Annotated in this window: 19 protein-coding genes; 6 read left to right on the forward strand and 13 right to left on the reverse strand. The window is 59.9% G+C overall.

Annotated features, from left to right (window positions below; all coding sequences use genetic code 11):
• The first annotated feature begins 43 nt into the window (after nucleotides 1-43).
• The gene (locus tag ABJ99_RS15410; RefSeq protein WP_054086520.1) at nucleotides 44-601 is read left to right on the forward strand and encodes a hypothetical protein; all 558 of its coding nucleotides are present in this window, start codon (nucleotides 44-46) and stop codon (nucleotides 599-601) included.
• A gap of 180 nt (nucleotides 602-781) precedes the next feature.
• On the opposite strand, the gene ABJ99_RS15415 is transcribed toward ABJ99_RS15410, so the two are convergent.
• The 7 genes from ABJ99_RS15415 to ABJ99_RS15445 form a co-directional block, all read right to left on the reverse strand.
• A complete protein-coding gene (locus tag ABJ99_RS15415; protein WP_054086521.1) occupies nucleotides 782-1,585 on the reverse strand; it encodes a SirB1 family protein in 804 nt (267 codons plus the stop codon).
• Nucleotides 1,586-1,671: 86 nt separating this feature from the next.
• The gene (locus ABJ99_RS15420; protein WP_054086522.1) at nucleotides 1,672-2,544 is read right to left on the reverse strand and encodes an alpha-amylase family protein; all 873 of its coding nucleotides are present in this window, start codon (nucleotides 2,542-2,544) and stop codon (nucleotides 1,672-1,674) included.
• Between the two features lie 31 nt (nucleotides 2,545-2,575).
• Nucleotides 2,576-4,540, reverse strand: coding sequence for a bacteriophage N4 adsorption protein A (locus ABJ99_RS15425; protein WP_054086523.1), 1,965 nt, complete (start codon nucleotides 4,538-4,540; stop codon nucleotides 2,576-2,578).
• Complete coding sequence (locus ABJ99_RS15430; RefSeq protein ID WP_054086524.1) at nucleotides 4,537-6,657, reverse strand: glycosyl transferase family protein; 2,121 nt, start codon at nucleotides 6,655-6,657, stop codon at nucleotides 4,537-4,539. The genes ABJ99_RS15425 and ABJ99_RS15430 overlap by 4 nt, the downstream gene beginning before the upstream one ends.
• Before the next feature lie 12 nt (nucleotides 6,658-6,669).
• Complete coding sequence (locus tag ABJ99_RS15435) at nucleotides 6,670-8,886, reverse strand: cellulose biosynthesis cyclic di-GMP-binding regulatory protein BcsB (protein ID WP_054086525.1); 2,217 nt, start codon at nucleotides 8,884-8,886, stop codon at nucleotides 6,670-6,672.
• A 164-nt stretch (nucleotides 8,887-9,050) separates the two neighbouring features.
• Nucleotides 9,051-10,289 carry a non-hydrolyzing UDP-N-acetylglucosamine 2-epimerase gene (gene wecB / locus ABJ99_RS15440; protein WP_054086526.1) on the reverse strand — a complete coding sequence of 413 codons (1,239 nt, stop codon included), beginning with the start codon at nucleotides 10,287-10,289 and terminating at the stop codon, nucleotides 9,051-9,053.
• A gap of 709 nt (nucleotides 10,290-10,998) precedes the next feature.
• Complete coding sequence (locus ABJ99_RS15445) at nucleotides 10,999-11,265, reverse strand: YebG family protein (RefSeq protein WP_007252657.1); 267 nt, start codon at nucleotides 11,263-11,265, stop codon at nucleotides 10,999-11,001.
• A 406-nt stretch (nucleotides 11,266-11,671) separates the two neighbouring features.
• Here ABJ99_RS15445 and ABJ99_RS15450 point away from each other — a divergent pair, with 406 nt between their 5' ends.
• Nucleotides 11,672-12,160, forward strand: coding sequence for a phosphate-starvation-inducible protein PsiE (locus ABJ99_RS15450; RefSeq protein WP_007244071.1), 489 nt, complete (start codon nucleotides 11,672-11,674; stop codon nucleotides 12,158-12,160).
• A 93-nt stretch (nucleotides 12,161-12,253) separates the two neighbouring features.
• Here the strand turns inward: ABJ99_RS15450 and ABJ99_RS15455 are convergent, their stop codons facing one another.
• Nucleotides 12,254-12,586 carry a DUF3509 domain-containing protein gene (locus ABJ99_RS15455; RefSeq protein WP_054086527.1) on the reverse strand — a complete coding sequence of 111 codons (333 nt, stop codon included), beginning with the start codon at nucleotides 12,584-12,586 and terminating at the stop codon, nucleotides 12,254-12,256.
• A gap of 164 nt (nucleotides 12,587-12,750) precedes the next feature.
• Between ABJ99_RS15455 and ABJ99_RS15460 the strand changes: the two genes are divergently transcribed.
• Together ABJ99_RS15460 and ABJ99_RS15465 are read left to right on the forward strand one after the other, a co-directional pair.
• Nucleotides 12,751-13,293: a sigma-70 family RNA polymerase sigma factor gene (locus ABJ99_RS15460; protein WP_054086528.1), complete on the forward strand. Its 543-nt coding sequence runs from the start codon at nucleotides 12,751-12,753 to the stop codon at nucleotides 13,291-13,293.
• Nucleotides 13,290-14,252, forward strand: coding sequence for a FecR family protein (locus tag ABJ99_RS15465; RefSeq protein ID WP_054086529.1), 963 nt, complete (start codon nucleotides 13,290-13,292; stop codon nucleotides 14,250-14,252). Before ABJ99_RS15460 ends, ABJ99_RS15465 begins: the two co-directional genes overlap by 4 nt.
• 97 nt (nucleotides 14,253-14,349) lie before the next feature.
• Here the strand turns inward: ABJ99_RS15465 and ABJ99_RS15470 are convergent, their stop codons facing one another.
• Entirely contained in the window at nucleotides 14,350-14,781 is a 432-nt protein-coding gene (locus ABJ99_RS15470; RefSeq protein ID WP_054086530.1) for an HPF/RaiA family ribosome-associated protein, read from the reverse strand.
• A gap of 246 nt (nucleotides 14,782-15,027) precedes the next feature.
• Between ABJ99_RS15470 and ABJ99_RS15475 the strand changes: the two genes are divergently transcribed.
• Nucleotides 15,028-17,529 carry a TonB-dependent siderophore receptor gene (locus ABJ99_RS15475; protein WP_054086531.1) on the forward strand — a complete coding sequence of 834 codons (2,502 nt, stop codon included), beginning with the start codon at nucleotides 15,028-15,030 and terminating at the stop codon, nucleotides 17,527-17,529.
• 292 nt (nucleotides 17,530-17,821) lie between these two features.
• Here ABJ99_RS15475 and fecA read toward each other — a convergent pair whose 3' ends face one another.
• The 4 genes from fecA to ABJ99_RS15495 form a co-directional block, all read right to left on the reverse strand.
• The gene (gene fecA, locus ABJ99_RS15480) at nucleotides 17,822-20,170 is read right to left on the reverse strand and encodes a TonB-dependent Fe(3+) dicitrate receptor FecA (protein ID WP_054086532.1); all 2,349 of its coding nucleotides are present in this window, start codon (nucleotides 20,168-20,170) and stop codon (nucleotides 17,822-17,824) included.
• Nucleotides 20,171-20,522: 352 nt separating this feature from the next.
• Nucleotides 20,523-21,500 carry a FecR domain-containing protein gene (locus ABJ99_RS15485; RefSeq protein ID WP_054086533.1) on the reverse strand — a complete coding sequence of 326 codons (978 nt, stop codon included), beginning with the start codon at nucleotides 21,498-21,500 and terminating at the stop codon, nucleotides 20,523-20,525.
• The gene (locus ABJ99_RS15490; protein WP_054086534.1) at nucleotides 21,497-22,000 is read right to left on the reverse strand and encodes a sigma-70 family RNA polymerase sigma factor; all 504 of its coding nucleotides are present in this window, start codon (nucleotides 21,998-22,000) and stop codon (nucleotides 21,497-21,499) included. The genes ABJ99_RS15485 and ABJ99_RS15490 overlap by 4 nt, the downstream gene beginning before the upstream one ends.
• Nucleotides 22,001-22,100: 100 nt before the next feature.
• Nucleotides 22,101-22,985 carry an AraC family transcriptional regulator gene (locus ABJ99_RS15495; protein ID WP_054086535.1) on the reverse strand — a complete coding sequence of 295 codons (885 nt, stop codon included), beginning with the start codon at nucleotides 22,983-22,985 and terminating at the stop codon, nucleotides 22,101-22,103.
• A 136-nt stretch (nucleotides 22,986-23,121) separates the two neighbouring features.
• Here ABJ99_RS15495 and ABJ99_RS15500 point away from each other — a divergent pair, with 136 nt between their 5' ends.
• Nucleotides 23,122-24,024, forward strand: a complete 903-nt coding sequence (locus tag ABJ99_RS15500; protein WP_054086536.1) for a DMT family transporter — start codon at nucleotides 23,122-23,124, stop codon at nucleotides 24,022-24,024.
• Nucleotides 24,025-24,031 lie beyond the last annotated feature (7 nt).

Consider the following 24,031-nt stretch of genomic DNA (forward strand, 5'->3'; position numbering starts at 1 on the left):
GTTCCGATATGACTGTTGCATACATTCATATAGGGAATATTACATGGCACGATCAATCTGGGGTGACCTTCCACAGGTAACAATCACCTTGCCACCGGCGCGCATCAGTATCAAGAAGGCTGAGGCCCAGGTGGGGCAGGTGTTGCAGGAGATTGGCGAGAACGCGCTTGCGCTCAATTCTCTGGCGATGGAGAAACGCAAGATGAAGCCGCTGTTCAAGGATTTCAATCCCGAACAGATTACCCCCAAGGATCTGAGCAGGGCGGGAGCGATTCTCTTCAAGTCCGGCATGATTGATAACCATACTGCTGAACTCATGAGCCGAACAGGCGATGAGTTTGACAAGAAAGGTAACCTTGTCGATCCCAATAAACAAATCAATGCACTGGAGTTCTTTGCCAACCGGATTATCGATATGAAGGAGAAAGCGTTGAGTGGCGATCCGTACGCCAAGCTCCTGTTACCGGATTACATCAAGACGATTCATGTCATGCAGAACCTGCAGGCGTTTGCCGAATCGGGCGACAGTCCCGAGATGCGCAAGATCATAGATATGGAGAACAAGGGGCTGGTCAAGCGAACAGCAAATGCCAGAGGCTGAGAAATAAAAAAGGCCGCTGCATCTCCGGGGATACGCAGCGGCCAAACAAAACGCGGGATCAAGGGAGCTTGCAAATCCACGTCGAACTTTAACGTGCGCAGGCTACCTGCACTCGCTGTGCTGAAAAATCCCCGGGCAGGAGATGCAGCATTACGCAGCGGGTAACAATGCCGGGCTTGTTCAGTGGACGCTGCGATGAGACGGCAACTGGCTGAGGCGTTCGACCAGCCGGATGCGTTGTATAGGATCTTCACTGAGCAACAGGGCGTGTTCCAGATCGAAGCGTTCTGCCTGCGGGCATTCAAGAATCTGATACAGGGAGGCGCGGGCCAGGTAATCGCTGCTGATTGCCTGGCCCAGTTCGACGATGCGGTCGGCGTCCTTGAGCGCAGCCAGAAAGTTGTCGTTGATCTGATGCAGGTGCCTCAGGTTGCGTGACAACCGTTGCAACATGCTCGCGGGGGAGGCCGTCATCAGGTGGCCGGCCTGCAAGTGCATGCTGGGTCCGAATTGCCGGATCAGCAACTCACGACAGTCCTTGGGGTACAGCCTGCGACCGCCGCAGGGGTCGAGCAGGTGATCGGCGCCTGGCACGCGCAGCAGAAAGTGGCCCGGAAAGTTGACGCCCTCCAGCGCGATGTTCAGGCGTCTGGCGATTTCCAGTGCAATCAACGCCAGACCCAACGGTTGGCCCCTGCGACGTTTGATGATCGTGTGCAGCAGCGCGGCGTCCGGTTTGGGCGGGTTCCAGTCATCCTGCTGAAAACCCAGCGCGCTGAGTTGCCGCAACATCGGCTGGGCCAGCTCGGGGGCGGGCAGGACAGGTAGGGCGGCGTCGATCTGGCGTTGCAACTGATCCATTTCGGCCATCATGTTTTGCCGGGAAAACTGCGCGTCATGCTCGGCCGAAACCCACAGCGCGGCGTCGAACACCGCGGGCGGCGTCTGTTGCAGGCAAGCCAGGCAATGCTGACGGGGCGTCATCGACAAGCTCCGTGAACCTTCGGGTTCAAGTCGTGCGAAGACTCTTTGTAGCCCTGCAAGGGGCTTTCGTCCAGCGCAGCCTGTTGCTACTTGTTTAGTGCCTCTATCAGTTCTGGCGTTACGTAGTGCGGGCCGTCGAACAGGTAGAGTGGATAACCGTCGTAGGCGTCAATCTGGGGTTGCAGTTCGGCAGCGGTTGCCGAGCGGAAGCCGCCGCCGACCTGAGGGCGAAATGCTTCGACGATGATTCTCACGCGGTTTTTGCCCAGTCGTTTGCGCAGCGCGTCAGCGTAGGTTCGGGCGACCGGCGCGGTGCGGGCATAAACGCCGACCCCGTCCTGGAAGAACACGCCGATGTCATCCGGCAGCCAGGTTTTCAGCCAGTCGGCGGTGGCGGCGGGGCCTATATTGGCACCGTCGTAGACACTGATCCACAACGGCCTTGGCAGTTTCGCCAGCAGTGCAGGCAGCTCTTTGGCGCGGCTCCAGCCAGGGTCGACTTCGGCGGGAAAATACCAGCCGGTAACGTTCAGTGGCGTTTTCACCTTGGCCAGTTGCGCAGACAGCGTCGCCAGTTGCTCGATATTGTCCCGCGACTGGTTTTCGCTGAAATGCCCGGCCAGGCCGAGGATCACTTCCTCGGCCCAGGGCGCCTTGCCGATGCGCGTCCAGTCCGGCAGCAGCGGTACGTCTGGCAGGTTGGTGCCAGGGATAAAAGATTGCCCGTCGACCGCCGTCCACTGCACCAGCAGTTGCCGCGCGCCGAGCTTGTCCCAGTCACCCTTGATGCCGATCGTCGCGTTATCCGGCTGCCAGACGATGCCGATGATGCCCGGCCCTTTGGGCAGCAGAATTCGATACAACTCGCTGGAGCCGACGCCCAGCACCCCGACCAAAAGCGCGGCCAGGGAGGTCTTGATCAACGTCGCGCGTCGCAACAATCCGAGCAAAGCCTTCAAACAGTCCTCCCGAAGGGATGATTCGCGATGATTACCACGAGAACGTCATGCGTGCGAATACGCCTTCTGCCCGGTCATCGCCAAACACTTTTTCCCGGTACTGCACAGAGAAATCGACATACGACTGCGGAGCCTTGTACTTGTCCTCGCGAAACCAGTAACGCACCCCCGTGCCGACGCCCAGGCCGCCTGCGTTGCCGGAAGATGTGCTGCTGCGGCCGAGGCTGTCGACCTCGCTGCGCATCTTCGAATCATAGTCCACTGCGGCGACGACATGCGGAAACACCACCAGCCGCGGGCTGATGCTGTCCACCCGGAAACTGCGACCGACCTGCCATTCGCTGTTGAAATAGTTACGCTTGTCCTGCAAATAGCGCCCGCCTTCAGCGTACAGCTGCGAGGTCCACCAGCTGGGCACGTCGACCCGCAGGTCAGTGCCGATGCTCGAGCCATAGCCCAGGCGCACCAGCCAGTCGCCATCAGCGTTGGAATTGCCCAGCGGGAAGGTACGTTCGAAAGCACCGATGATGTTGACTTCGCTGAACGGCTTGGCCCGAATGCCGACAGCGCCTTGCAGCGCGTCAGCACCGGTGTCGGATTCGCCGTCCTTGCTCCACAGCGTGTCAGTCACCCGCCCGTACAGCTCGACAAAGCGCGCATTGCGGTAGCCGAATGGCCGCCAGAACACTTCGGTGCTGTTCTGCACGCTGTCGGTGGTGCCGCCGGGTGCGCCATTCAAACCGTTGCTGGTGCTGGCACCGCGATAAGTCGTGGTGTTGGTCAGGCCCCAGACGCGGGACAGGTCGGAGACGGCGCGGCGGGTGTCGAACACCTGCTGAGCCGGCATTTGCAGATCGCCGGTCTGCTGGTAATCGAGCACGCGCTTGAAGTACGCAATGGCCTGCGCGTCATCCGGCGTGCGCATGGCGCTGTAAGCGGCATCCTGCACTTCGCGGGGCTTGAGGCCGGACTGGCGATCGACACGCTTGAGCGTGTCCAGCGCGCCTTTGTCATCGCCCGCCTGGCTCAGGAAGTACGCGATCTGCACTTCATCACCCGGTTGCAGCTCGCCAGCGTCGCGGGCTTGCTGCAAGCGTTGCAGCGCTTCACTCGGTTGGCCCATCGCGGCGTATAAAGAGGCCTGCTCACGCAGAGGTAGATTGCCAACTGCCATCGCTTGGGCAAAGTCCTGACGCGCGCCGCTCTGGTCGCACAGGCGTTGACGCATTTGTCCGCGCTGGACGAGCAGAGTGGCGTCGTTGCCATTCAGCGCCAGCGCTTCGGTGGCCGCAGAACGTGCTTCGGCATACTGCCCTTGGGCGATCAAAGCGCTGACCAGCAGCTTTCGATAGGCCATTTGTTTCGGGAAACTGCGTACCGCGTCACGCGCCTCGCTGACCGCGGTTTCATTGTCTCCGCGCGCCAGTGCCTTGTAGCCAGTGGCTGCCTTGTCGACCGCCACCTGCTCCTGAATCGCCTGCCGACGGCGCGTCAGAACCGGTTGTGGGCCAAGTGCCTGCTCTGCATCGTTGATGGCTGTCTGCGCTTCGTCCAGACGCTGCTGACGTTGCAGTGCCTCGATCAGCATCATGCGGTAATCGAGATTCTTTGGCGCCTGCGCGATTGCCTTGCGGGCGTGGCTGGCCGAGCCGTTGTAGTCCTGTCGGGCGTAGGCCCGCAACGCTTGATTGCCTTCCGGATAACCAGGTTTCGGACGCGTCTTGTAAGCGCGTTGCGGGTGATCGCGGCGGTACTTGTCGCGCTCTGCCAAGGCAATCAGGTCGCGCAACTGGCTGGCATCGGCGCGCTGACGCAACGCCTCGTTGGCCTTGGCGATGGCGAGGTCGTAATCCTTGCGGTTGTAGGCCATGTAGGCTTCGTTGGCGATGGCATACGCTGGCCCGGTCAACGGCAAAGGCAGGGTCTCTGCCTGGCTGAACGGCGCAGAAAGACTCAGGCCGGTCACCAGCAGCGACAGGATGAAGGGGCGCTTCATAGTGGCTGCTCCGTTTGATCGGCGGTTCGGTAGTGGTTGTGCTGACGTGCCACAGCCTCTTCGATGGTTTCTCGTGGCAGCACGCCGATATCGACCAGGTAATCGCCGATCCGGCCATGCACATGCGGGCGATAACCCAGCATGGCTTTGTGAAACACTTCGCGGTCCAGCAGGCCTTGTTCGACCAGCAGATCGCCCAGCAGTGGAGCAGCGGCTGGCAATGGCTGGCCGCCGACCGCTTGAAGCTGACGCAGCTGCGCAACGATCTCGCTTTCACGCGCGACCAGTTGCACCGGTTCTGCGCCGAGCTGTTCGGTAATCTGCTGCACACCTTCTTCCGGAAGCGGACTGGCGACGGCGATCTCTGTGCGCCCCTGAACATTGATGTTCAGCGGCACCACGCGCCAGCGCAGGCAGAATTCGTCGGCCAGCACGCTGTTGTCGGCACGTTTGCTGGCGATGTCGAACACGCGCGGCAGGTCATTCTGGAAGGCAATGGCCTCAGCGAGGGTTTCATCGTCGAGCCAGCCGTGGCTTAGCAAAATCCTGCCCAGCGGCACCTGACGGGTTTGCTGTTCGGTCAGAGCGCTCTGAAGTTTTTCGTCGTTGATCGCCTGCCAGGACAACAGCACGCTGCCCAGACGACGAGGCGCCGCCGCGACCAGGTCGGTGGACGGGAAGTCGTGCATGGTCTTGTCCCAGACCAGCTTGCGATTGAGCAACTTGCCGATCAGAAACATCCGCCAGGCCCGCGCGGCTGCCATGAAGTTGACGAAGTTGCCGACCACCATGCGCGGTATCGACAGCAGGCCGTGCTGCCAGCCGTACAGCACGGTGGTGAAGTAACACCGGTGGGCAATTCGCCACAGCAATGCGATGCCGTTGGCCACCAACAGGTACTGAATCAGCCCGGTGGTTTCGAACGGTGTCGGGAAACTCGTATTCCACAGCCCGCTGGAGCGCAGAACGATCAACGCCAGCAACTGGATGAGGATCAGGTAAGCGATGATGCTGACAAACGAGGTCACCACGCCCTTGCGGTCGCGAAACAGCAGGTAACGGTTTGCCAGCGAACCGGTCCAGCCCATCTGCTCCCAGCCTTGCAGGCCGATGCCGAGGGTCCAGCGCGCCTTCTGGCGAAACGCGGTGCGGAAGGTGTCCGGGAAAAACTCACGGACACACAGCGGCATTTCCAGGGTGGATTCGTACTGCTTGCGGAACCAGGATTTGCGCAGCACGCGAAATTGCACCGGGAAGCGCACGAAGATCGCATTCATGCCGTATCTGGCCAGACGTGCGCCGACGTCGTAGTCCTCGGTCAGGCTTTCGGTGTTGAACGGCTGGTTCTGGTTTTCTTCTGCCAGCACCATCAAGGCACGGCGCGAAAAACAGGTGCCGACACCGGCCGAGGGCACGGTATCGGTCATGCTTTCACGCACCACCAGGTCCTTGCCGTGCCATTCCGCGAACTCATCCATGTAGGTGCCGGCCACCCATTCGTACCAGTTGCGCTCCAGTGATACGACCGGTAGCTGGATCATGTCCTTGCGTGGCAACAGGTAGTTGAACAGGCGCAGCTCAAGCGGGTGCAGCACGTCTTCGCTATCGTGCAGGATGGTCCCGGCGAACTGTACGGCATGCGTCTTCTCATACAGAAAGATCGCCTGGATCACCCAGTTCAGGCAGTCGGCCTTGCAGGTCGGGCCGTTGTGCGGCACCTCTACACGGTGCAACTGCTTGTAACGACGGCGCATGCGCTCCACTTCATCGATGGTGCGCTGGTCGTTGATGTAAGTGCCGACGAAGACCACATAGTTCTGGTAATCAAGGGTCGACACCATGTTTTCGATCATCGGCGCGATGACGTCGTATTCCAGCCAGGCCGGGACCATGATCGCCAGCGGCTGCTCATCACGCGCCAGCAACTGCTCGGCGGTCAATGGCCGGTAGCGGCGTTCGGCGGTGAACTTGCGGTACAGCCGCCTGGACCAGTACCAGATGTCGATGAACAGGTCATCGATGCTCGACACGAGAATGATCAGCCCGACAACGATCGTCGCGACTTCCAGCACGCTGTAGTAATGGGCCAGCCAGTAAGGCCAATAGAGCGACGTCATTGCGGCGATCCGTTACGAGCGATTGCGACGGGCGCTACGGCCAGTCAGCAACAGGATGAGAAAGAGCACGATACCGGCCGGAATCAACCACAGCAGCGACGGTTTGCGCCAGGCTTCGATGCCGGTGGTTTCTTCTTCTTCGATCATCTTGCTGCCGGTTGGATCGTTGGCGTCGAAGGTCGCCACCGGGCCGCTGTTGGCGAGCAGGGTCGCGTTGCCGCGTTCCAGCAGGAGCGGGCGCTCGAAGACCGGGGCCTGACCGCCCAGCGTGCGATAGACCATGCCGTGCTGACTGCCGGCTTCGATCACTTGCAGGGACGCCAGGTGATTGAGGGTCTTGAGATCAAGCAGGGTCTGCTCTTTGTGGTTGATCAGCAGATGGCCTTCGCTATCGGCCTTGACCGACTCGGCAGCGTCCTTGAGCGGCAGTTCGAAGGCAAGGAACGATTTGGCCGGAGTAACCGCAACACTGGCATCGTCACTGACGCTGAGTTGCGCGCGCAACGGCGAGACACCGGCAGCGCTGGCTACCCGAATGACCTGCGGCAGGCTGCTGGCCGGACGCTCAAGATAGCCTTTAGGCACCATGACCTGAGTGTCGGTCGCAAAGCGTGCAGCCATCCCGGAGAAGTTGCTGTCCGGGGTGATCTTGTCCAGCACCACGTGGCTGGTCGGCAGGACCGAGATCGGGAACGCCTGCGGTGTTTCCAGGCACTGATTGCTGACCGGCTGACGCTGGAACGAAACACGCAGGGTGTTCTGCGCCGCCAGGGCGTACTGCGGAATGCGTGCTTCGATGCGTTCTTTTTTGCCGTCGGCGGTCAACTGCAACGCACCGATCAGGTAATCGTTGATAAACACCGTGGCAACCGGAGGGGTGCCCGACGCGCCGGGTGCAGCGGCCACATCGATCATGGCTGTTACCGGAACGCGACCGTCATAGGCAACGCTGCCCAGCGGGAACGAAGCCGTCCAGTCGGTTTTCGCCAACACGTCGACCGTACCGGGCTTGCCACCCAGACGCGTCAGTGCCACACGGCCGTCTTCGCCGAGTGGCAGGGCGGTGTCTTCGCCGATGGTCAACTGGCGGCTGCGTGCCAGTTTGTTCCACGCCGAACTGAACAGGCCAATGGCTTTGTTTGCCGATTCAGGTTTGATCATCAGCAAGGCACGATTGCCGAGCAACGCCAGGCTGATGTCGCCGCCGGCGCTGTTGGCCAGTGGCTTTTTGATGTGGCGCTCACGCCACTGGCTCAGCGCAACGGCTGCCGATGCATCGAGGCCCTCTACTTGCGCCTGCAGCGCGTCGAGCGAGTCATCGATGGCCTTGAGCAACTGCGGATCGCTGATCGCCAGGTCCGCTTGCAGCGCCGGTGTCTGGCCGAGCATCAGCAACGCACCGATTTCAGCCTGATCGCTCAGGGTATAAACGCCTTTGCCACTGAGGCTGGCGAACGCCGGGATCTGCATGAGTTCTGCCGGAATGCGCAGATTGCTCAGGTCAATGCTGTCCTGGACGGCGGGAAACGGTAGGATGCGTGCCTGTTTGCCGATGCGTTCCAGAGCGACGCCCATGCGCCAGGCAGCATCGTAACTGGCTGCGGACAAGGTGCCGGGGGCCACCAGCAGGCCGGGTTTGCCGGGCAGTGCAGCCCATGCCGCGCCGACGTCCTGCAACTGACTGGGGTCATAGCTGTACGTCAGCCGGGTGTGCGGATCAATGCGCAGCACGTTGCCGATGGCGCGCTCGTCTTCACACAATACTTTGGAAATGACCGATGACCAGGCAACGCCCAGACGCACCGAGCCGCTTTCGCGCGCGGCCTTGTCGACGCCCAGCACGGTGCTGGCATTGCCCTGTTCTTCGTTGAGGCCCAGCGCGCGTACCGGATAACCGTCCAGCGACAGCAGCAGCGTATTGCGGCCTGCCTCGCCGTTCAGGTAACTGGCGTCAAAATTCAGCGTGGCGTCAGTCAATGCCACGTTGGCCGGCACAGGCAGATACAGTTCGCGGCGCGCATCGCTGGCGCTGAGAATGATCGGACGATCAATACCCAGTTCCCGCAGCTCGACCACTCGCTCCTGACGATTGTCGGCAGTGATCCGGTTGATCGCCTGGGTCAAGGGACTGTCGGCGGCCAGAGCGAAGGTGGGCATCAGAGCCAGCAGGCTCATCCCGCAGGCAAAGACGCTCAGCGCGCCCATGTTTACGGTAACGGAAGATTTCATCGGGTATATCTCGGTAAGGGCTCAAGGCCGTTGGGTCTTGAAGCAGGGAGCAGGTCCGCGAGAAAGGCCTGACGGGCACAGGGCGTGAGCCGTGTGCCCGTAACGTCTACGGACTGTCCGCTACGGATTCGATTATGGGTTATGGGTGTCAGCCTCTCGCTGCGTTAACTGGCCATTGAACGCAGTTGAACCGGTTGGTGCAGGTGCTCCGGCAGTATGTCCAGCGGATCCGGGCGACGGCGCGGCATTTCAGCGACGAACTCGTCCACCGGGCGGCCCATCAGGGCATCGACGATGCGCGCACTGGCTTTGCCGTCTCCGTATGGATTAGCGGCATGGGCAGCGTTCTGCCACAGCTCGTTGTTGTCGAACAGCGCGTTCACGCCGCGAGTGATCGCGTCCGGTTCGGTGCCGACCAGTCGCACGGTGCCCGCCGCCACGGCTTCAGGCCGCTCGGTGACATCGCGCATGACCAGCACGGGCTTGCCCAGCGACGGCGCCTCTTCCTGCACGCCGCCCGAATCGGTGAGGATCACGTGGGAGCGCTGCATCAGGCGCACGAAGGACAGGTAATCCAGTGGCTTGATCAGGTGCACATTGGGCAGGTCGCCCAGGTGCTCGGTCACCGGCCCCAGCACGTTGGGGTTCAGGTGCACCGGGTAGACGATCTGAATGTCGTCACGCTGCGCGAGTTCACGCAGCGCCTTGCAGATATTCAGGAAGCCGTCGCCAAAATTCTCGCGGCGGTGACCGGTCACGACCAGCACCCTTCGATCCGGCACCAGAAACGAAAACTGACGATCGAGTGCGTGGCACAACTGACGGTTGGAATCGATTCGCTGGGCGGTCAACTGCAGGGCGTCAATGACGGTGTTGCCGGTCACGAAGGAGATACCTTGCAGGCGCTCGCCCAGCACGTTGCGACGCGATTCGGCGGTTGGCGCGAACAGATGATCGGAAATCAGATCGATGCAGCGACGGTTCATTTCTTCAGGCCAAGGCTGGCGGATGTCGCCGGTACGCAGGCCGGCTTCGACATGGCCGATGGGGATGCGGCGATGGAACGCCGACATCGCTGCCACCATGGCTGACGTCGTGTCACCGTGCACCAGAACCTTGTCCGGCTGCATCTCGTCGAGAATCGGATCGATGGCGGCGTACAGCGCTGCGGTCAGCGAATTGAGCGTCTGGCCAGGGCGCATCACGTCCAGGCTGTAATCAGCCTTGAGCTCGAACATGTCCAGCACCTGTTGCAGCATGCTCTGATGCTGACCGGTGATGCAGATTCTTGAATCGATACCCGGCTCTGCGGCCAGTGCTCTGACCAGAGGGGCCATTTTGATGGCCTCCGGACGAGTGCCGAAAATTGAAAGGATCTTCATTCTGGATTGCTGACCAGCCATTTATTTCCCCCCGCGCTATAGGGCGCGCCGCACAGTAGCGAAGCCGGGCTGAGGTCAGCCCGGTTGGCTTGCGAGTTAATGAGTTTCTCGGGCGGAAAAATCGGAGTGGATACTCGATGTTCACTTCAGTGTGATGTAGCAAAATGCCTTGATACCCGGATTTGTCGGAATTATTAGCAGAAGAGATTAATAAAGCCAAACTTTTTATTAAGTATTTTTCGACGTAAGTATTGGCTGGAACTTTCAATTTTGAATAGAGTCAGGAAGCGTTTGTAATGTTTGATACGTGCTTTTCGGCCAGTGAATACGGGGTTTTACGTGGAGTGATGGCAGGCGGTTTGCTGTTTTCGGAGTAGTGATGCGTTCTGTAGCGACGCCATGATGGCAAAAAGTTTTGGCACGAATCGACGAAGTGAGACGAGACTCACTACAGCAAAATCCTGACGCCTGATTAATGACATTAAGAAAGAAACTGTTCACAAAAATGACGCTGATATTATGACGGTGTGAAACTTCACTATGTATCGATTTTGATGCGGAGGAAAAGCGAGGGAACTTTCTGGCGTCGTGTTACATGTTTTGAACTGGAACTATGCGTTTGAATGCCAACACCCAGAGTTGTAGCAGGACAGCACTGATATGAGCAAGCTATAAATGAGAATGGTTAACGACCCTCGATCAAGAGGGCCGGTATTCATTCGAGTGGCAGTCAGTCTTCTGTAGCGGCGGGTGCTGACAGCTCATTGAGCGCTGTTGCATTGTTTTTGAACGCTGCCGCAAAAACGGCCCGGTTTTTCGCCATGTAAATGCTCGCGTCTTCCGCGTGCTTCTCGGAAATGCCCGGCACATTCTTGACCAGGACGTCAGTGAGAAGCTCGGCCAGCTCGAGCATTTGATCGTGCGCATCGGCGAGTTTACGGTCCACGAAAGTAGTCTCCAGATCGCGGGTACTGCGGTAAAGGGTTTCAACAGCCATTTTGGCCTCGTCGTCTTATCCAGTGTTGAAAGGGCTAGACCCGGACGTTCAGCGCTTCACGCTCTGACCAGCGGGTGATGCAAAAGCAGTGATCGTGCATGACCAGCGTGCCGGTCAGGTAGAGCGGTGCGCTACAGTGAAGGCCGTCACCCACGCATCTGCGTCTGAAGGTGATTTCTCGATTACTGTGTTTTTATACAGTAAAAATGCCGCAGTAATCAAGCCCTGTATAGATAGTGGCGTATGAGCATCTTTTTTGTCCGGCAAATGTGCCTTGCGACATCCCGTCGCGCTCTCAACCATAGCCTATGGCCCTGTTCCTGCTTTATATAGCAAGCCATAAACAGATTTCACCCGCACCCGGCGGCGTCCGGTCGGCATCAACGAAGGTTCAGAGGTAAGCGTCATGGGAAACAAATGGGCAGTAAAGATCAGGCATCGGGTGCACGCGCAGGCCGAGTCACTGGGCAACCTCTGCGTCGAGAGCTTTCACTTTCTGGCGCTGTTCGCCATTGGTGCAATCACTGCCTGGGCGTCAGTGGTCGCGTTTCTGGGGATGGTCGAAAAAGGCAACGTCACGGTCGATGACATCCTGCTGCTGTTCATCTATCTCGAGCTGGGGGCGATGACCGGGATTTATTTCAAGACCAACCACATGCCCGTACGCTTCCTGATTTACGTCGCGATCACCGCACTCACCCGCCTGCTGATTTCCGACGTGTCCCACCACAATCCACCCGACATCGGCATCATCTACCTGTGCGGTGGCATTCTGTTGCTGGCGTTTGCGATTCTGGTCGTGCGCTATGCCTCGTACAAATACCCCTCGGCGAAGATTCCCGATTCATCGAGTGCAGTCAAAGGCGCGGTGACGGAGGAGAAGGGCGAGGTTTGATCGAAACACTGACGGCATCCATGAACGATGCCGCCAGGCGTTGGCTATATAGAATAGAAAGGATTGTCGAGCGACACCCGGCGGTCAGTGCCGTCAAACGCTGGCGTTGACCGCCGCCTGATCCCGCGACCACGGACCATTCGCGGGCGCAGGCACTTTCTGCAGCGTCACGCCATCGGTCATCGCCGCCAGAATCTTGATTGCGCTCTCGCCACGCTCTATGGCGATGCCGAACTGCACGCTCTCGATAAGCTTGCGCAGGCGTTGAGGGTCGTTGCGTTGGGCGGCGCTGATCAGGCGCTTGGCAACGACTCCGCGTTCATTGGAGAGGGTCAGCATGATGCTGCCGTCCAGCCCTTGAATGCTCAGATTCACCCGGTAGTCGGGGTGAAAAGTGTCCGTGATCATTTGAAAAGGATTGTCCATATCATTCACCTGCTCAATGGTTCTGCATAAGTTGACCGGGTATTTGTCCTTTTGGTTCTCGATGGCTGATCAGTGGTTGCGATGCTCCGACGCTTGCTGCTGAGAGGTTTTGCTGTCATCTTTTGCGTTAATGATAATTTTTCGTGTTTGAGATGCATTGACGTATGCGCGACTTTTCCGCCGTTGATGACGACGTCCGCCGTCGCCAGCAAATGACCGAGCTCTACAGCGACCACCACTCGTGGTTGCAGAACTGGCTGCGGAAGAAGACCGGCTGCTCGCAACGTGCCGCCGATCTTGCGCATGACGCGTTCGTTCGAATTCTGACCCTGACCGAACCGCTCAACCTCAAGGAACCGCGCGCTTTTCTGGCGACCACAGCCACTCGCTTGCTGATTGATGGCGCGCGGCGGCGCAAGGTTGAGCGTGCGTACCTTGATGCACTGGCGCTGCATGCCGACGAGGTGGGCATTCCAGGGCCCGAAGCGGTTCACGCCGCCTTGCAGATCCTCGAGCGAATCGCCCGGTTGCTTGAAGGCCTGCCCGAAAAACCGCGCCAGGCCTTCCTGCTTCATCGCCTTGATGGGCTGACGTACAGCGAAATCGCCATTCACTTGGGGGTGTCCTCCAGCATGGTCAAACAGTACATGGCAAGCGTCATGGTGCATTGCTACAAGACACTGCATGGTTCGGGCCATTTTGCATGAGCGACAGGCACGAACCCTCCGAACGGATGATTGGCGAAGCCGCTGAATGGCTGGCGGTGCTGCACGACGATTCAATCAGCGCGGCTGACAAAGAGGCCTTCGAACGCTGGCGGCAGGACGATCCCCGGCATGAAGTGGCGCTGTCACGTATGCAGTCGTTGTGGGGCAGTTTCGATGAAGTGTCCGACACATCTGCGAGAGTCGCGCTTCGGCAAACATTCGCACCTGCGGGGGCAAAACCGGGCTCGCGTGCAATGCAGGCGCTGGCTTTGGTCGGTGTGTTGGTGTGCGGCTGGATGAGCGTCGAGCGTCTGCCCGTATGGATGGCCGATCAACAGACGGCGGTCGGCGAGCGGCGTGAGTTTTCCCTCGCCGACGGCAGCGAGATGCAGCTGAACAGTGGCTCGGCGCTGAATGTTAAATTCGATGGACGGCAGCGGGTCGTCGAATTGCTGGCGGGCGAACTGTGGGTCGAAGTGGCCAAAGATGTGCAGCGACCGTTTGTGGTGCGCACTGATCAGGGCACGATCACGGCGCTGGGCACACGCTTTGTGGTGCGGCGTGGCGAGGAGGGCACCACGGTCAGCGTGCTGGAATCCGCCATCGCCGCCCAGGCCAACACGGCGGACGTCGTCAACGTGGCTACCGGTCAGCAGGCGCTGCTCAAGGATGGGCGGGTGCAGACGCCGCACGCACTGGGCAACGAGGATCCGGCGGACTGGACGCGGGGCCTGATCAGGGTCGATGACCGGCCATTGAGTGAAGTGCTGCAAACCCTCGCGAATTATCGCCATGGCTTGCTGCGCTTCGATGCTCAGGCGCTGCAAGGGATGCGGGTGTCTGGCGTGTTCCGGCTGGATGACACCGATGCGGCGCTGGCCACGCTGGCGGATAACCTGCCGATCAAAGTCGAGCGGTTTACCGATCTGTTGGTCCGCGTCACACCTGCTGACCGATAGCTGCGCCAATAGCAAAAAGGGCGAGCCGTCTCCGGTTCGCCCTTTAGTTTACAAAACGTATCTGTTAACAAAACGTGTCAAACATCAGCTCAGATAATCAGCTCAGACGAGCGGCTTCTTTCTCCTGCTCTTTTTCCAGAAATTCTTCTTCCAGCAACGCATCCGGGCTGATCGGATCATCGTCCTGCTCGGCCAGGGCCGGGGTAGTGCCGCGTTTGCTGCCTCGCAACTTGCCGAACAGATGTTCAAGGGCGTGATCGAGTTTCACGGCTGCGCCATCCACTGCCTGATCTACCGTATCGGCCTTGTGGGAAACAGAAATGGGCTGGTGTCCTTTTGGCCGGGCTTCCATCTGGCATTTGATGTCATGCGGGCCGGGCTTGTCGCCGTTTTCATCGCGGATATGGACTTCCACGCGAGTCAGGTTTTCGTCGTAGTGTTCGAGCGTGCTTTCAACGGTGCTACGGACCCACTCCTCCAGTCGGATACTGCTTTCGATGTGATTATCGCTATTGACCTGGATTTGCATAGTTAATCCTTATTAGGGCTTGCTCGTGCGAGGCTGGACTGTGCGACTCCCTGCGGAATCGATTTCGTTTGCACTCAGTTACAGTGTTGGCGGCAATGGCCTGACAATTCAACCCCAATATGTAAGAAATATTTCGCAGTAAAAAACTTTGACAGTCATTTGAATGAAAATCTGTCTCATTCGCTGTCTGTTTTGCGCAGGTGTGCGTCAAGGCTAAGGAAACCCAATCGATACAAAGGATCTGTCATGCCCCGTCCCGCCAGTTCGCTGCACCCCTTGGCACTTGCCGTTCTGATGGCCTGTGCAGCGCTGCCGTCGCACGCCGCCGAATCTTCCCTGCCAGAGGCCGGCGTCAACTCGGCGCGCAGCTTTTCGATACCGGCGGGTGATCTGAGCCAGGTGCTCAACACCTTTTCGGAGCAGGCAGGCCTGGCGCTGGCGTTCGATCCGGCGCTGACGCAAGGCAAGCGCAGCAATGGTGTGCAGGGGCAGTACAGCCCGGACGAGGCAATTGCCCGTCTGTTAAGCGGCAGCGGGTTGCGGGCCATGGCGTTGTCGGCCAGTCGCTATCGCATCGAGGCCGCGCCCGAGGCGGTCGAGGGTTCGATGGAATTGCAGGCCACCACCATCAGCGGTGCGTCGCAATTCGAGACCGCCACCGGGCCGGTAAGCGGTTATGTGGCTACGCGCGGGCTGTCGGCGACCAAGACCGACACGGCGCTGATTGAAACGCCGCAGTCGATCTCGGTGGTAACCAAGGATCAGATGAAAGCCCAGGGGGCGGAGAATCTTAGCCAGATGTTGCGTTACAGCGCGGCAGTGGTGCCCGAAACGCGCGGCTCGACGGCGTCGCGTCTGGACATGCTGAGCATTCGCGGCTTCTCGCCTGCGCTGTATCTGGACGGGCTGCGCATGCCGGACAACCGCGATGCCGCGCCGCAAAAGGATGCGTTCGATCTGGAGCGGGTGGAAGTGCTGCGCGGCCCTGCTTCGGTGTTATACGGCCAGGCCAGCCCCAGCGGCGTGGTGAACATGGTCAGCAAATTGCCGACAGAAACGCCGTTTCACGAGATCGGTCTGACGTATGGCACCTTCAACAAGAAACGTACCACGTTTGATTTCGGCGGTCCTGTCGATGATCAGGGCGTGTATGCCTATCGTCTGTCCGGGCTCTACGACGACGCCGACGGCCAGATCGAACACACCGAGACCCGTCGCCAGTCAATCGCATCGGCCTTCACCTGGCGGCCCAGTGACGATACGTCGTTGACCCTGCTGGCCAATTATCAGAGCGACCCCAAAGGTGCGTCTTATGGCTCGATGCCTGCTTACGGCTCGGTCGTGGATAGCCCGACCGGACGGCACATCGATTTCGATTTTTATGATGGCGAGAAGGATTTCGAAAAGAGCGACCGTGAATACCATGCGGTGGGTTATCTGTTCGAACACCACCTGAACGACGTCTGGACCTTCCGCCAGAACGCCCGCTATATGCGCAGTGAAGGGGTTTATCGCAGCATCTACAACGGCTGGGGCACATTGCGGCCTGACTATCGCACCTCCGAACGCGCCACGATTGCCACCGACGTGAACCTCGATTCGTACACGATCGATAATCAGATGCAGGCCAATTTCGACACCGGGCCGTTGCAGCACACGTTGTTGCTGGGCGCGGATTACCAGAACACCAGCACCGACACCCAGGCCGGCTATGGCCTGGGGCCGACGCTGGATATTTTCAGGCCGGTCTACGGCTCGCCCGTTGCGGTCCCGGCCTACACCGAGTCGAGCACGCAGCGTGATCAGCAAAAAGGCCTGTACCTGCAAGAGCAGTTGAAATGGGAGAAGTGGGTGTTGTTGATTGGCGGCCGCTACGACTGGGCCGAGAGCAGCAACAGTTCCACCAACCTGACTTCCCGGAACAAGACCCGGTCTTCTGCCGACAGTGAAGCATTCACCGGGCGCCTTGGGCTGGTTTACCTGTTCGATAACGGGCTGGCGCCTTACGTCAGTTATTCCGAATCCTTCGAGCCGCAAACCGGCACAGGCCAGGGCGGTTCGCTGTTCGATCCGACTGAGGGCACGCAATACGAACTCGGTATCAAGTATCAGCCGCCCGGCAGCAACAGTTTCATCACCGCGGCGATATTCGACCTGCGCCGCGCCAACGTGCTGACTCAGGACCCGGAAGGCAACATGTGCAACGGCTCGGTTTGTCAGGTTCAGACCGGTGAAGTGCAGTCGCGTGGTTTCGAGCTGGAAGGCAAAGCGAGCCTGAACGACAACCTGGACATCACCGCAGCGTATGCCTATCTGGATAACCGGGTGACCAAGTCCAACAACGTGGTCAACGTGACCTCCGGCATCATCGGAGACGCGCCGGGTGCAGAGGTCGCCGTAAAAGGAACAACGGCCCCCGCCATTCCACGTCATACCGCGTCGGCATGGGTGGATTACACGTTTCATGATGGCCAGCTGAAAGGCGCTGGCGTGGGCGGCGGTGCGCGTTATGTAGGATCAAGCTGGGGTGATGAAGCCAACACCCTGAAAGTGCCGGCCTACACATTGATTGATGCCGCAGTGCACTACGACATCCCGAACATCAGCAACGCCATGGACAACCTGCGACTGGCGCTGAACGTCACCAACCTGGCCAACAAGGAATACGTTGCGTCGTGCTACACCTATTCATGGTGCTGGTACGGCTCGCAACGCACCGTGCAGGCGAGTGCTACTTATCGGTGGTGACAGAGGGGGCTCGCCATGCACTGAAAGGGCGGGGTACGTTGCTTTTTGGAGCAACCGGGCGACGCTTCGCTTGTCCGCGATGGGGTGCGAAGCGGCCCGGATCCAGACTACCTCGGTTGTACCTGATGTAACGTATGCACCGGTTTACTGCCGGTTCCCGGCAGTTCGCGGACAAGTCCGCTCCTACAAAACCGAGATATTGCGGACGAGCGAAGCGACGCCCGGCCCCTCCTACAATTGCGGCAGATCGTGGACCAGCGAAGCGTCGGCCAGTCCACTATGGCCCTGAAAACTAGAACGCAACCGACGTCTGCACGTACACCGTGCGCGGTTCGCCGACATATTTGCCGCGGTTGTTGTCGTCGAACGAGCGGGTGTAGTACTGGCGGTTGAAGATGTTCTTCATCCCGACGGCGACATTGAGATCGGACAGTTGCGGGCCGAAGTCGTAGTTGGCGCGGGTGCTGAACAGCATGTAGCCAGGGATCTTGCCGGTGCTGCCATCGGCGCTTTCGGCTGCCGTGTTGGCGTTGTCGGCAAACTGATCGCTCTGGAATGAACTGTCCAGGTTCAACTTCCACGGCCCTTCGGTGTAGCTGACGCCCATGGTGCCTTTATGTTTCGACGAGAACGGTACGCGGTTGCCCTTGTTCGGGCCGTCTTCACGAATCGTCGCGTCAACGAACGCATAGGTCGCGTAGACATCGTAGCCGGCCAGTGCAGGGTTCAGCCCTTCCAGCGCATAATTGACGCTGGTTTCGATACCTTGATGGCGCGTCTCGCCGCGTGCGATCACGGTGTCGTTGGTCTGGTTGCTGTCGTACTGATTGTCGAAGTTGATCAGGAACGCGCCGATCTCGGCCCGCAGGTTGCCGTTGTCGTAACGCGTGCCCAGCTCCCAGGTACGTGCCTTTTCCGGTTTGACTTCATCCCCGGTCACGCGATTGGGCATCTGGCTGTACTGCACGCTGCCGAACGAACCTTCGGTGTTGGCGTACAGGTTCCAGGTGTCGGTCAGGTGATACAGCACATTCAACGCGGGCAGCGCGGTGCTGTAGTCGCCCTGATACCGGGCGTTGGTCAGGTTGTTGTTCTGCGCGGTGTCGATCATCTCGTAGCGAACGCCGGGCGTGATGGTCCACTTGCCGATATCGATACGGTCATCGATATAAAACGCATGCGCTTCGGTCGCGCCGCGCGTATCGCGGTCGTTGCGGCTGCCGGTGGTTGGCAGCTCGCCAGTCACCGGTTCGCGATAGCGCAGTTCATGGCCGGCTTCGTTGACGTAGCGATAGCCGACGCCGACTTCATGCCAGGTTTCGCCCAGCGCGAAGCCTTGCGAGAAACGTGTTTCCAGGCCGCGCACCCAGTATTCGCGGGGCGACAGGGAAACGAAGCTGCCCTGGTCGAGGTAGCCGCTGCGCAGGGTCTTGGTGAAGAACGTGTTGGCGGTGAAAACGCGCGCATCCTGTTCGTAGCGATAACCGAAGTTGAACATCGTGCGGCGGCCCCAGAACTTGTCTTTCAGGCGCGTCGACTGATACGGATCGGCATCGTAGTCGGCGACGTTGAGGCCGCCGGGCATCTGCGCTTCGCCTTCGTAGTATTGGGCCATGGCGTTGAGGCTGTTGGCCTCGTCGATCTGGTATTTACCCTTGAGAATCAGGTCGTCGATTTCGGTGTCGCTGTGCTCGCGCCAGTCACCGCCGCGCACGCCGGAATACAGAATCGCGCCGCCCAGGCCGTTGTCTGCGGTGCCGCCGGCCAGCAGGTTGCCAGTAGTCTTGAAGCCATCATGGCTGGACGACGGGCTGGTTTCGGTCTGGATGCCGCCTTTGAGGGTTGGTGCGTCAGGAATCGCACGGGTCACAAAGTTGACGATGCCGCCCACGTTCTGCGGGCCGTAACGCACTGCGCCGCCGCCGCGAACCACGTCCACTGCGTCCATGTTGCCCATGCTGATCGGCGCGAAGGACAGTTGCGGCTGGCCATAAGGCGCAAACGGCACCGGGATGCCGTCCATCAATACCGTGGAGCGTGATGCCAGACGCGGGTTGAGGCCGCGAATGCCGAAGTTCAGCGCCATGTCGTGGCTGCCCGTTCCGTTGTTGTCCGGTGCATTGACGCCGGGAATACGGTTGAGCACTTCACGCGCCGAGGTTGCGCCGACCCGCTCGAATTCTTCGCGGCGGATCACGTCACGCGCGCCGGGGTGTTCGAAGACATTGGTCTGCTGCGCTTCACCCAGCCAGTCACCGACCACCGTGGATGCGCCCAGCTCGATCGGCGCGCCAACTGCATTGGCCGATTGCAGGGTAAAGCCGTTGTTGCCGTCCGCCATGGCCTGCAAACCGGTGCCTTCGAGCAAGGCATTCAGGCCCTGCTCAGGTGTGTACTGGCCTTCCAGCCCACGGCTTTTCAGACCGCTGGTGATCTGCGAACCGTAGGAAATCAGCACGCCGGATTCGCGACCGAATTGGCTCAGCGCCGCTTCAAGCTCGCTCGGTGCGATGTGATACACCTTGGGTGCCACATCGGCAGCATAAGCCATCGACAGGCTGCCGACCGAAAGGCTGGCGCCGAAAATGACATGGCGCAACGTGCGCACCAGCGGTGAGAGTTGGGTAGGGCGGGCTGACATGCAGGAGTCCTTTGGCCGGAAGGTTGAGAGATGCTTTCCCTGTCTGTCACGCGAGCAACAAAAAACGGCTCACGGGTTTTGAAATTATTTGCAAAGACCCACTTGGCGTTCCGCACCACGCTAGAGCGCTCATGGTTATACACAAGCCATGAAGAGCCAGAAGCCGGTAGTTGATTCGGCCTCAAAGCTGCATTAGCAGGCTGAACGCAACCCCCCTGTGGGAGCGAACTTGTTNCCTTCGCGAACAAGCGAACCGTCGCCCGGTTCGCTTCCACGGCCTTCGGCCAGAATCAAAAACAGACTTATGTATAACTATGAGCTCCTCAGCGAGCGTAGGAACGAGCAGTCTCTGTCAAACCCGCGCCTGCACGTTCACCCAATAACGGGTGAAGCGTTGCACGCGCACGGGGAGGGCGAGTTCGAGCATGTCGAGGATGCGTTCGCTGTCGGCCAATGGGTAACTGCCGGAGATCAACAGGCTGGCCACTTTTGCGTCGCAGTTCAAACGCCCGCGCCGATAGCGCCCCAGTTCGGCGAGAAAGTCGGACAGCCTCATGCGCGACGCCACCAGCATGCCGTCGGCCCACGCGCCGCTGCTCGCATCCACCGTACGCACGCTGTCCCAGGCATCACGGCTGAACGTGACCTGCTGACTGGCGCGCAGCATCAAGCCGGGTCCGCTTTTGTGCGCCGGGGCGACTTCAATGGCGCCGGCAAACACGGCCAGTTGCGTGCGCCCGTCCAGTTGGCGCAGGTTGAAACGGCTGCTGCCGGTCGACGCTTTCACTGTGCCCTCGGCGCTCAGCAGGTTCAACGGCCGCTGATCCGCCGAGGCGCTCATGAGCATTTCACCCTGTAACAGCTTGATCAGCCGCTGCTGTGCATCGAAACGTACATCGACCGCACTGGCGGTATTCAACTGCACCTGACTGCCGTCGCTCAACGCTACTTTGCGTTGAGCGCCCACGCCGCTGGTGTAGTCGGCCAGTAACGGTTGCAGGGCGATCTGCTCGCGCAAGCTCCATCCCACCGCCGAGCCCGCGCCCAGCAGCAACAAGAGCTTCAGCGCATGCCGACGGTTGGTGGATTTCGGCGCATTGAGGGTCGCATGGGTCAGCGGCGAGGACAGCCCAGTCAGGCGCTGATTGACCCGTTGCATGTGCGCCCAGGCCCGCTGATGTTCGGAATTGCCGTTGAGCCATAGCTGCCAGGCCAGCTGTCGGCGGGCGTCGAGCGCGCCTTCCTGCATTTCCAGCAGCCAGTCGACCGCTTGCTGCGCCACCGCAGGCGAGATATCGGATCGGTTCAGAGAAGCGCTGGCCGGGTTCATAACGCGAAGTAGCAGCGCAAAGCGGCCTTGCTCAGATGGCGCTTGACCGTCGCGATGGAGATACCCAGCTCGGCAGCGATCTGCCCGTGGCTCAGCCCATCGACCTGCGACATCAGAAACGCGCGCTTGACCGGCGCGGGCAGGCCGTCCAGCAGCTGATCCAGCTCTACCAGGGTTTCGAGGATGATCGCCCGCTCTTCTTCCGAAGGCGCCACGCTTTCCGGCAGTTCGCACAGCGCCTGGTAGTAGGCGCGCTCCAGATCCTGACGCCGGAAGTGATTGCACAACACGCGCTTGGCGATGGTGGTCAGGAACGCACGCGGCTCGATGATCTGCGCAGTATCACGTGCGCCCAGCACCTTGATGAAGGTGTCCTGCGCCAGATCTGCCGCGTTGTGAGGGCAGCCGAGCCTGCGCCGCAACCAGTTCGTCAGCCAGGCGTTGTGTGCCTCATAAAGGCCTTCGACAGTGTGATTGAGAGCGGAAAGGGCGGTGTGCATCTCGGAGAACAATCCACGGGGTTCAATGATGGCGTGGATTCTGGCAGACTCTGTTGCGTATGAGAATATTTATCATTCATATTGCGTTGCATTTTTCCGGTCAGGGCCGAACAGACCCCAACGCCAGTCGATATTCACCGGGCGTTGCGCCCACCGCCTGACGAAACCGGTTGCTGAAGTGGCTGGCGCTGGCAAAACCGCAAGCCAGCGCGATCTCGCCGAGGGGCGTTGCGGTCTGGCGCAGCAACCGGCGGGCTTTGTCGATGCGTCGTGCCAACAGGTATTGATGCGGCGGCAGCCCGAAGCTTTCGCGGAACATGCGTGCGAAGTGATATTCCGACAATGCGCACAGCGCCGCCAGTTGGCCAAGGCTCAGCGGGTCGGCGAGGTGCATTTCGATGAAGTCCACCAGATGACGCCGCAAATGCGGAGCCAGTCCGCCTTTCAGGCGTAACCCCTCGCGCAACCCTGCCTGGCTGAGCAGCGCATGGCTGACCATCTCGTGCGCCAGGCTGCTGGTCAGCAGGCGCTCGCCGGGCTCGGCCCAGTTCAGGCGGATCAACTGCTGAAAGCGGGCCGCTTGTGCGTGGTCTTCCAGGAAGGTGTTTTCATGCAGTTGCATCGCGCGCGGCTCGCGATCCAGCAGCGTGATGCAGCCCAGCGCAAAGTGTTGCGGGCTGAAATACAAATGCGCCAGACGGATCTCGCCATTCACCACCCAGGCCGACTCGTGGCCTGCGGGCAGTATGCAAAGCTTGCCCGGCGCGCCTTTTCGATCCGGCTGACCACGCCGAAACGTACCGGTGCCGTCTGCGATGTAGCACGACAAGGTGTGGTGAGTCGGCGCGTGATATTCCTGCGAGTCATGCCGATTGTTCCACTGCGCTGCCACCAACCCGTCACCCAGCGGCGCGCTCTGCTCCAGACGGGCATGCGGTGAGCTGTTCAAGGCCTGGAAAACCTGGATGGATTCAATGGCTGGCATGGAGACTCCTTTTAGGCTTCGTATCCTACTCGCCGCCCGTGCCCCTGCCATTAGCTGTTCAATCAAAAGCGCAAGATTATGCAAGCGGGTTGTGCACAGGACGCAGCAGACTGATGGCTCATTGAGGAGCCGCGCCATGAACATCTCGCTTTATCTGCTTACCGTGCTGATCTGGGGCACGACCTGGATCGCCCTGAAACTTCAACTTGGCGACGTCGCCATTCCGGTCTCCATCGTCTATCGTTTCGCACTGGCGGCCTTGGTGCTATTCGCGTTTTTGCTGCTGAGCAAACGTCTGCAACCGGTCAATCGTCGCGGCCAGTTGATCTGTCTGGCGCAAGGTGTGTGCCTGTTCTGCGTCAACTTCATGTGCTTCTACACCGCCAGCCAATGGATCCCCAGCGGCCTGATCGCCGTGGTGTTCTCGACCTCGACGTTGTGGAATGCACTGAATGCGCGTGTATTCTTTCGCCAGAAAATCGCTGGCAACGTCTTGGCGGGCGGCGCGATGGGCCTGTTGGGGCTGACGTGTCTGTTCTGGCCCGAGCTGTCCGGGCACAGTGCCAGCCACGAAACCCTGCTCGGCCTAGGGCTGGCATTGCTCGGCACGCTATGTTTCTCAGCGGGCAACATGCTGTCGAGCCTGCAACAGAAAGCCGGTCTGCGCCCGCTGACCACCAATGCCTGGGGGATGTTCTACGGCGCGAGCATTCTGGGCATTTACTGCGTGCTCAGCGGCACACCGTTCACGTTTGAGTGGAACACCCGCTATGTCGGTTCGCTGTTTTATCTGGTGATACCCGGCTCGGTGATCGCCTTTACCGCCTACCTGACCCTGGTCGGGCGCATGGGCCCGGAACGCGCAGCGTATTGCACCGTGCTGTTCCCGATCGTGGCGCTGAACATCTCGACATGGCTCGAAGGCTATCAGTGGACCCTGGCCGCCTTGCTGGGGCTTGTGCTGGTGATGGCGGGGAATGTGTTGGTGTTCAGAAAAGCCAGGCCGGTTGCCATTGTGGTCGGTGGCAAGCTGGCTTGAGCCAGTG

Source organism: Pseudomonas syringae pv. cilantro (assembly GCF_001293775.1).
Taxonomy (GTDB): Bacteria; Pseudomonadota; Gammaproteobacteria; order Pseudomonadales; family Pseudomonadaceae; genus Aquipseudomonas; species Aquipseudomonas syringae_P.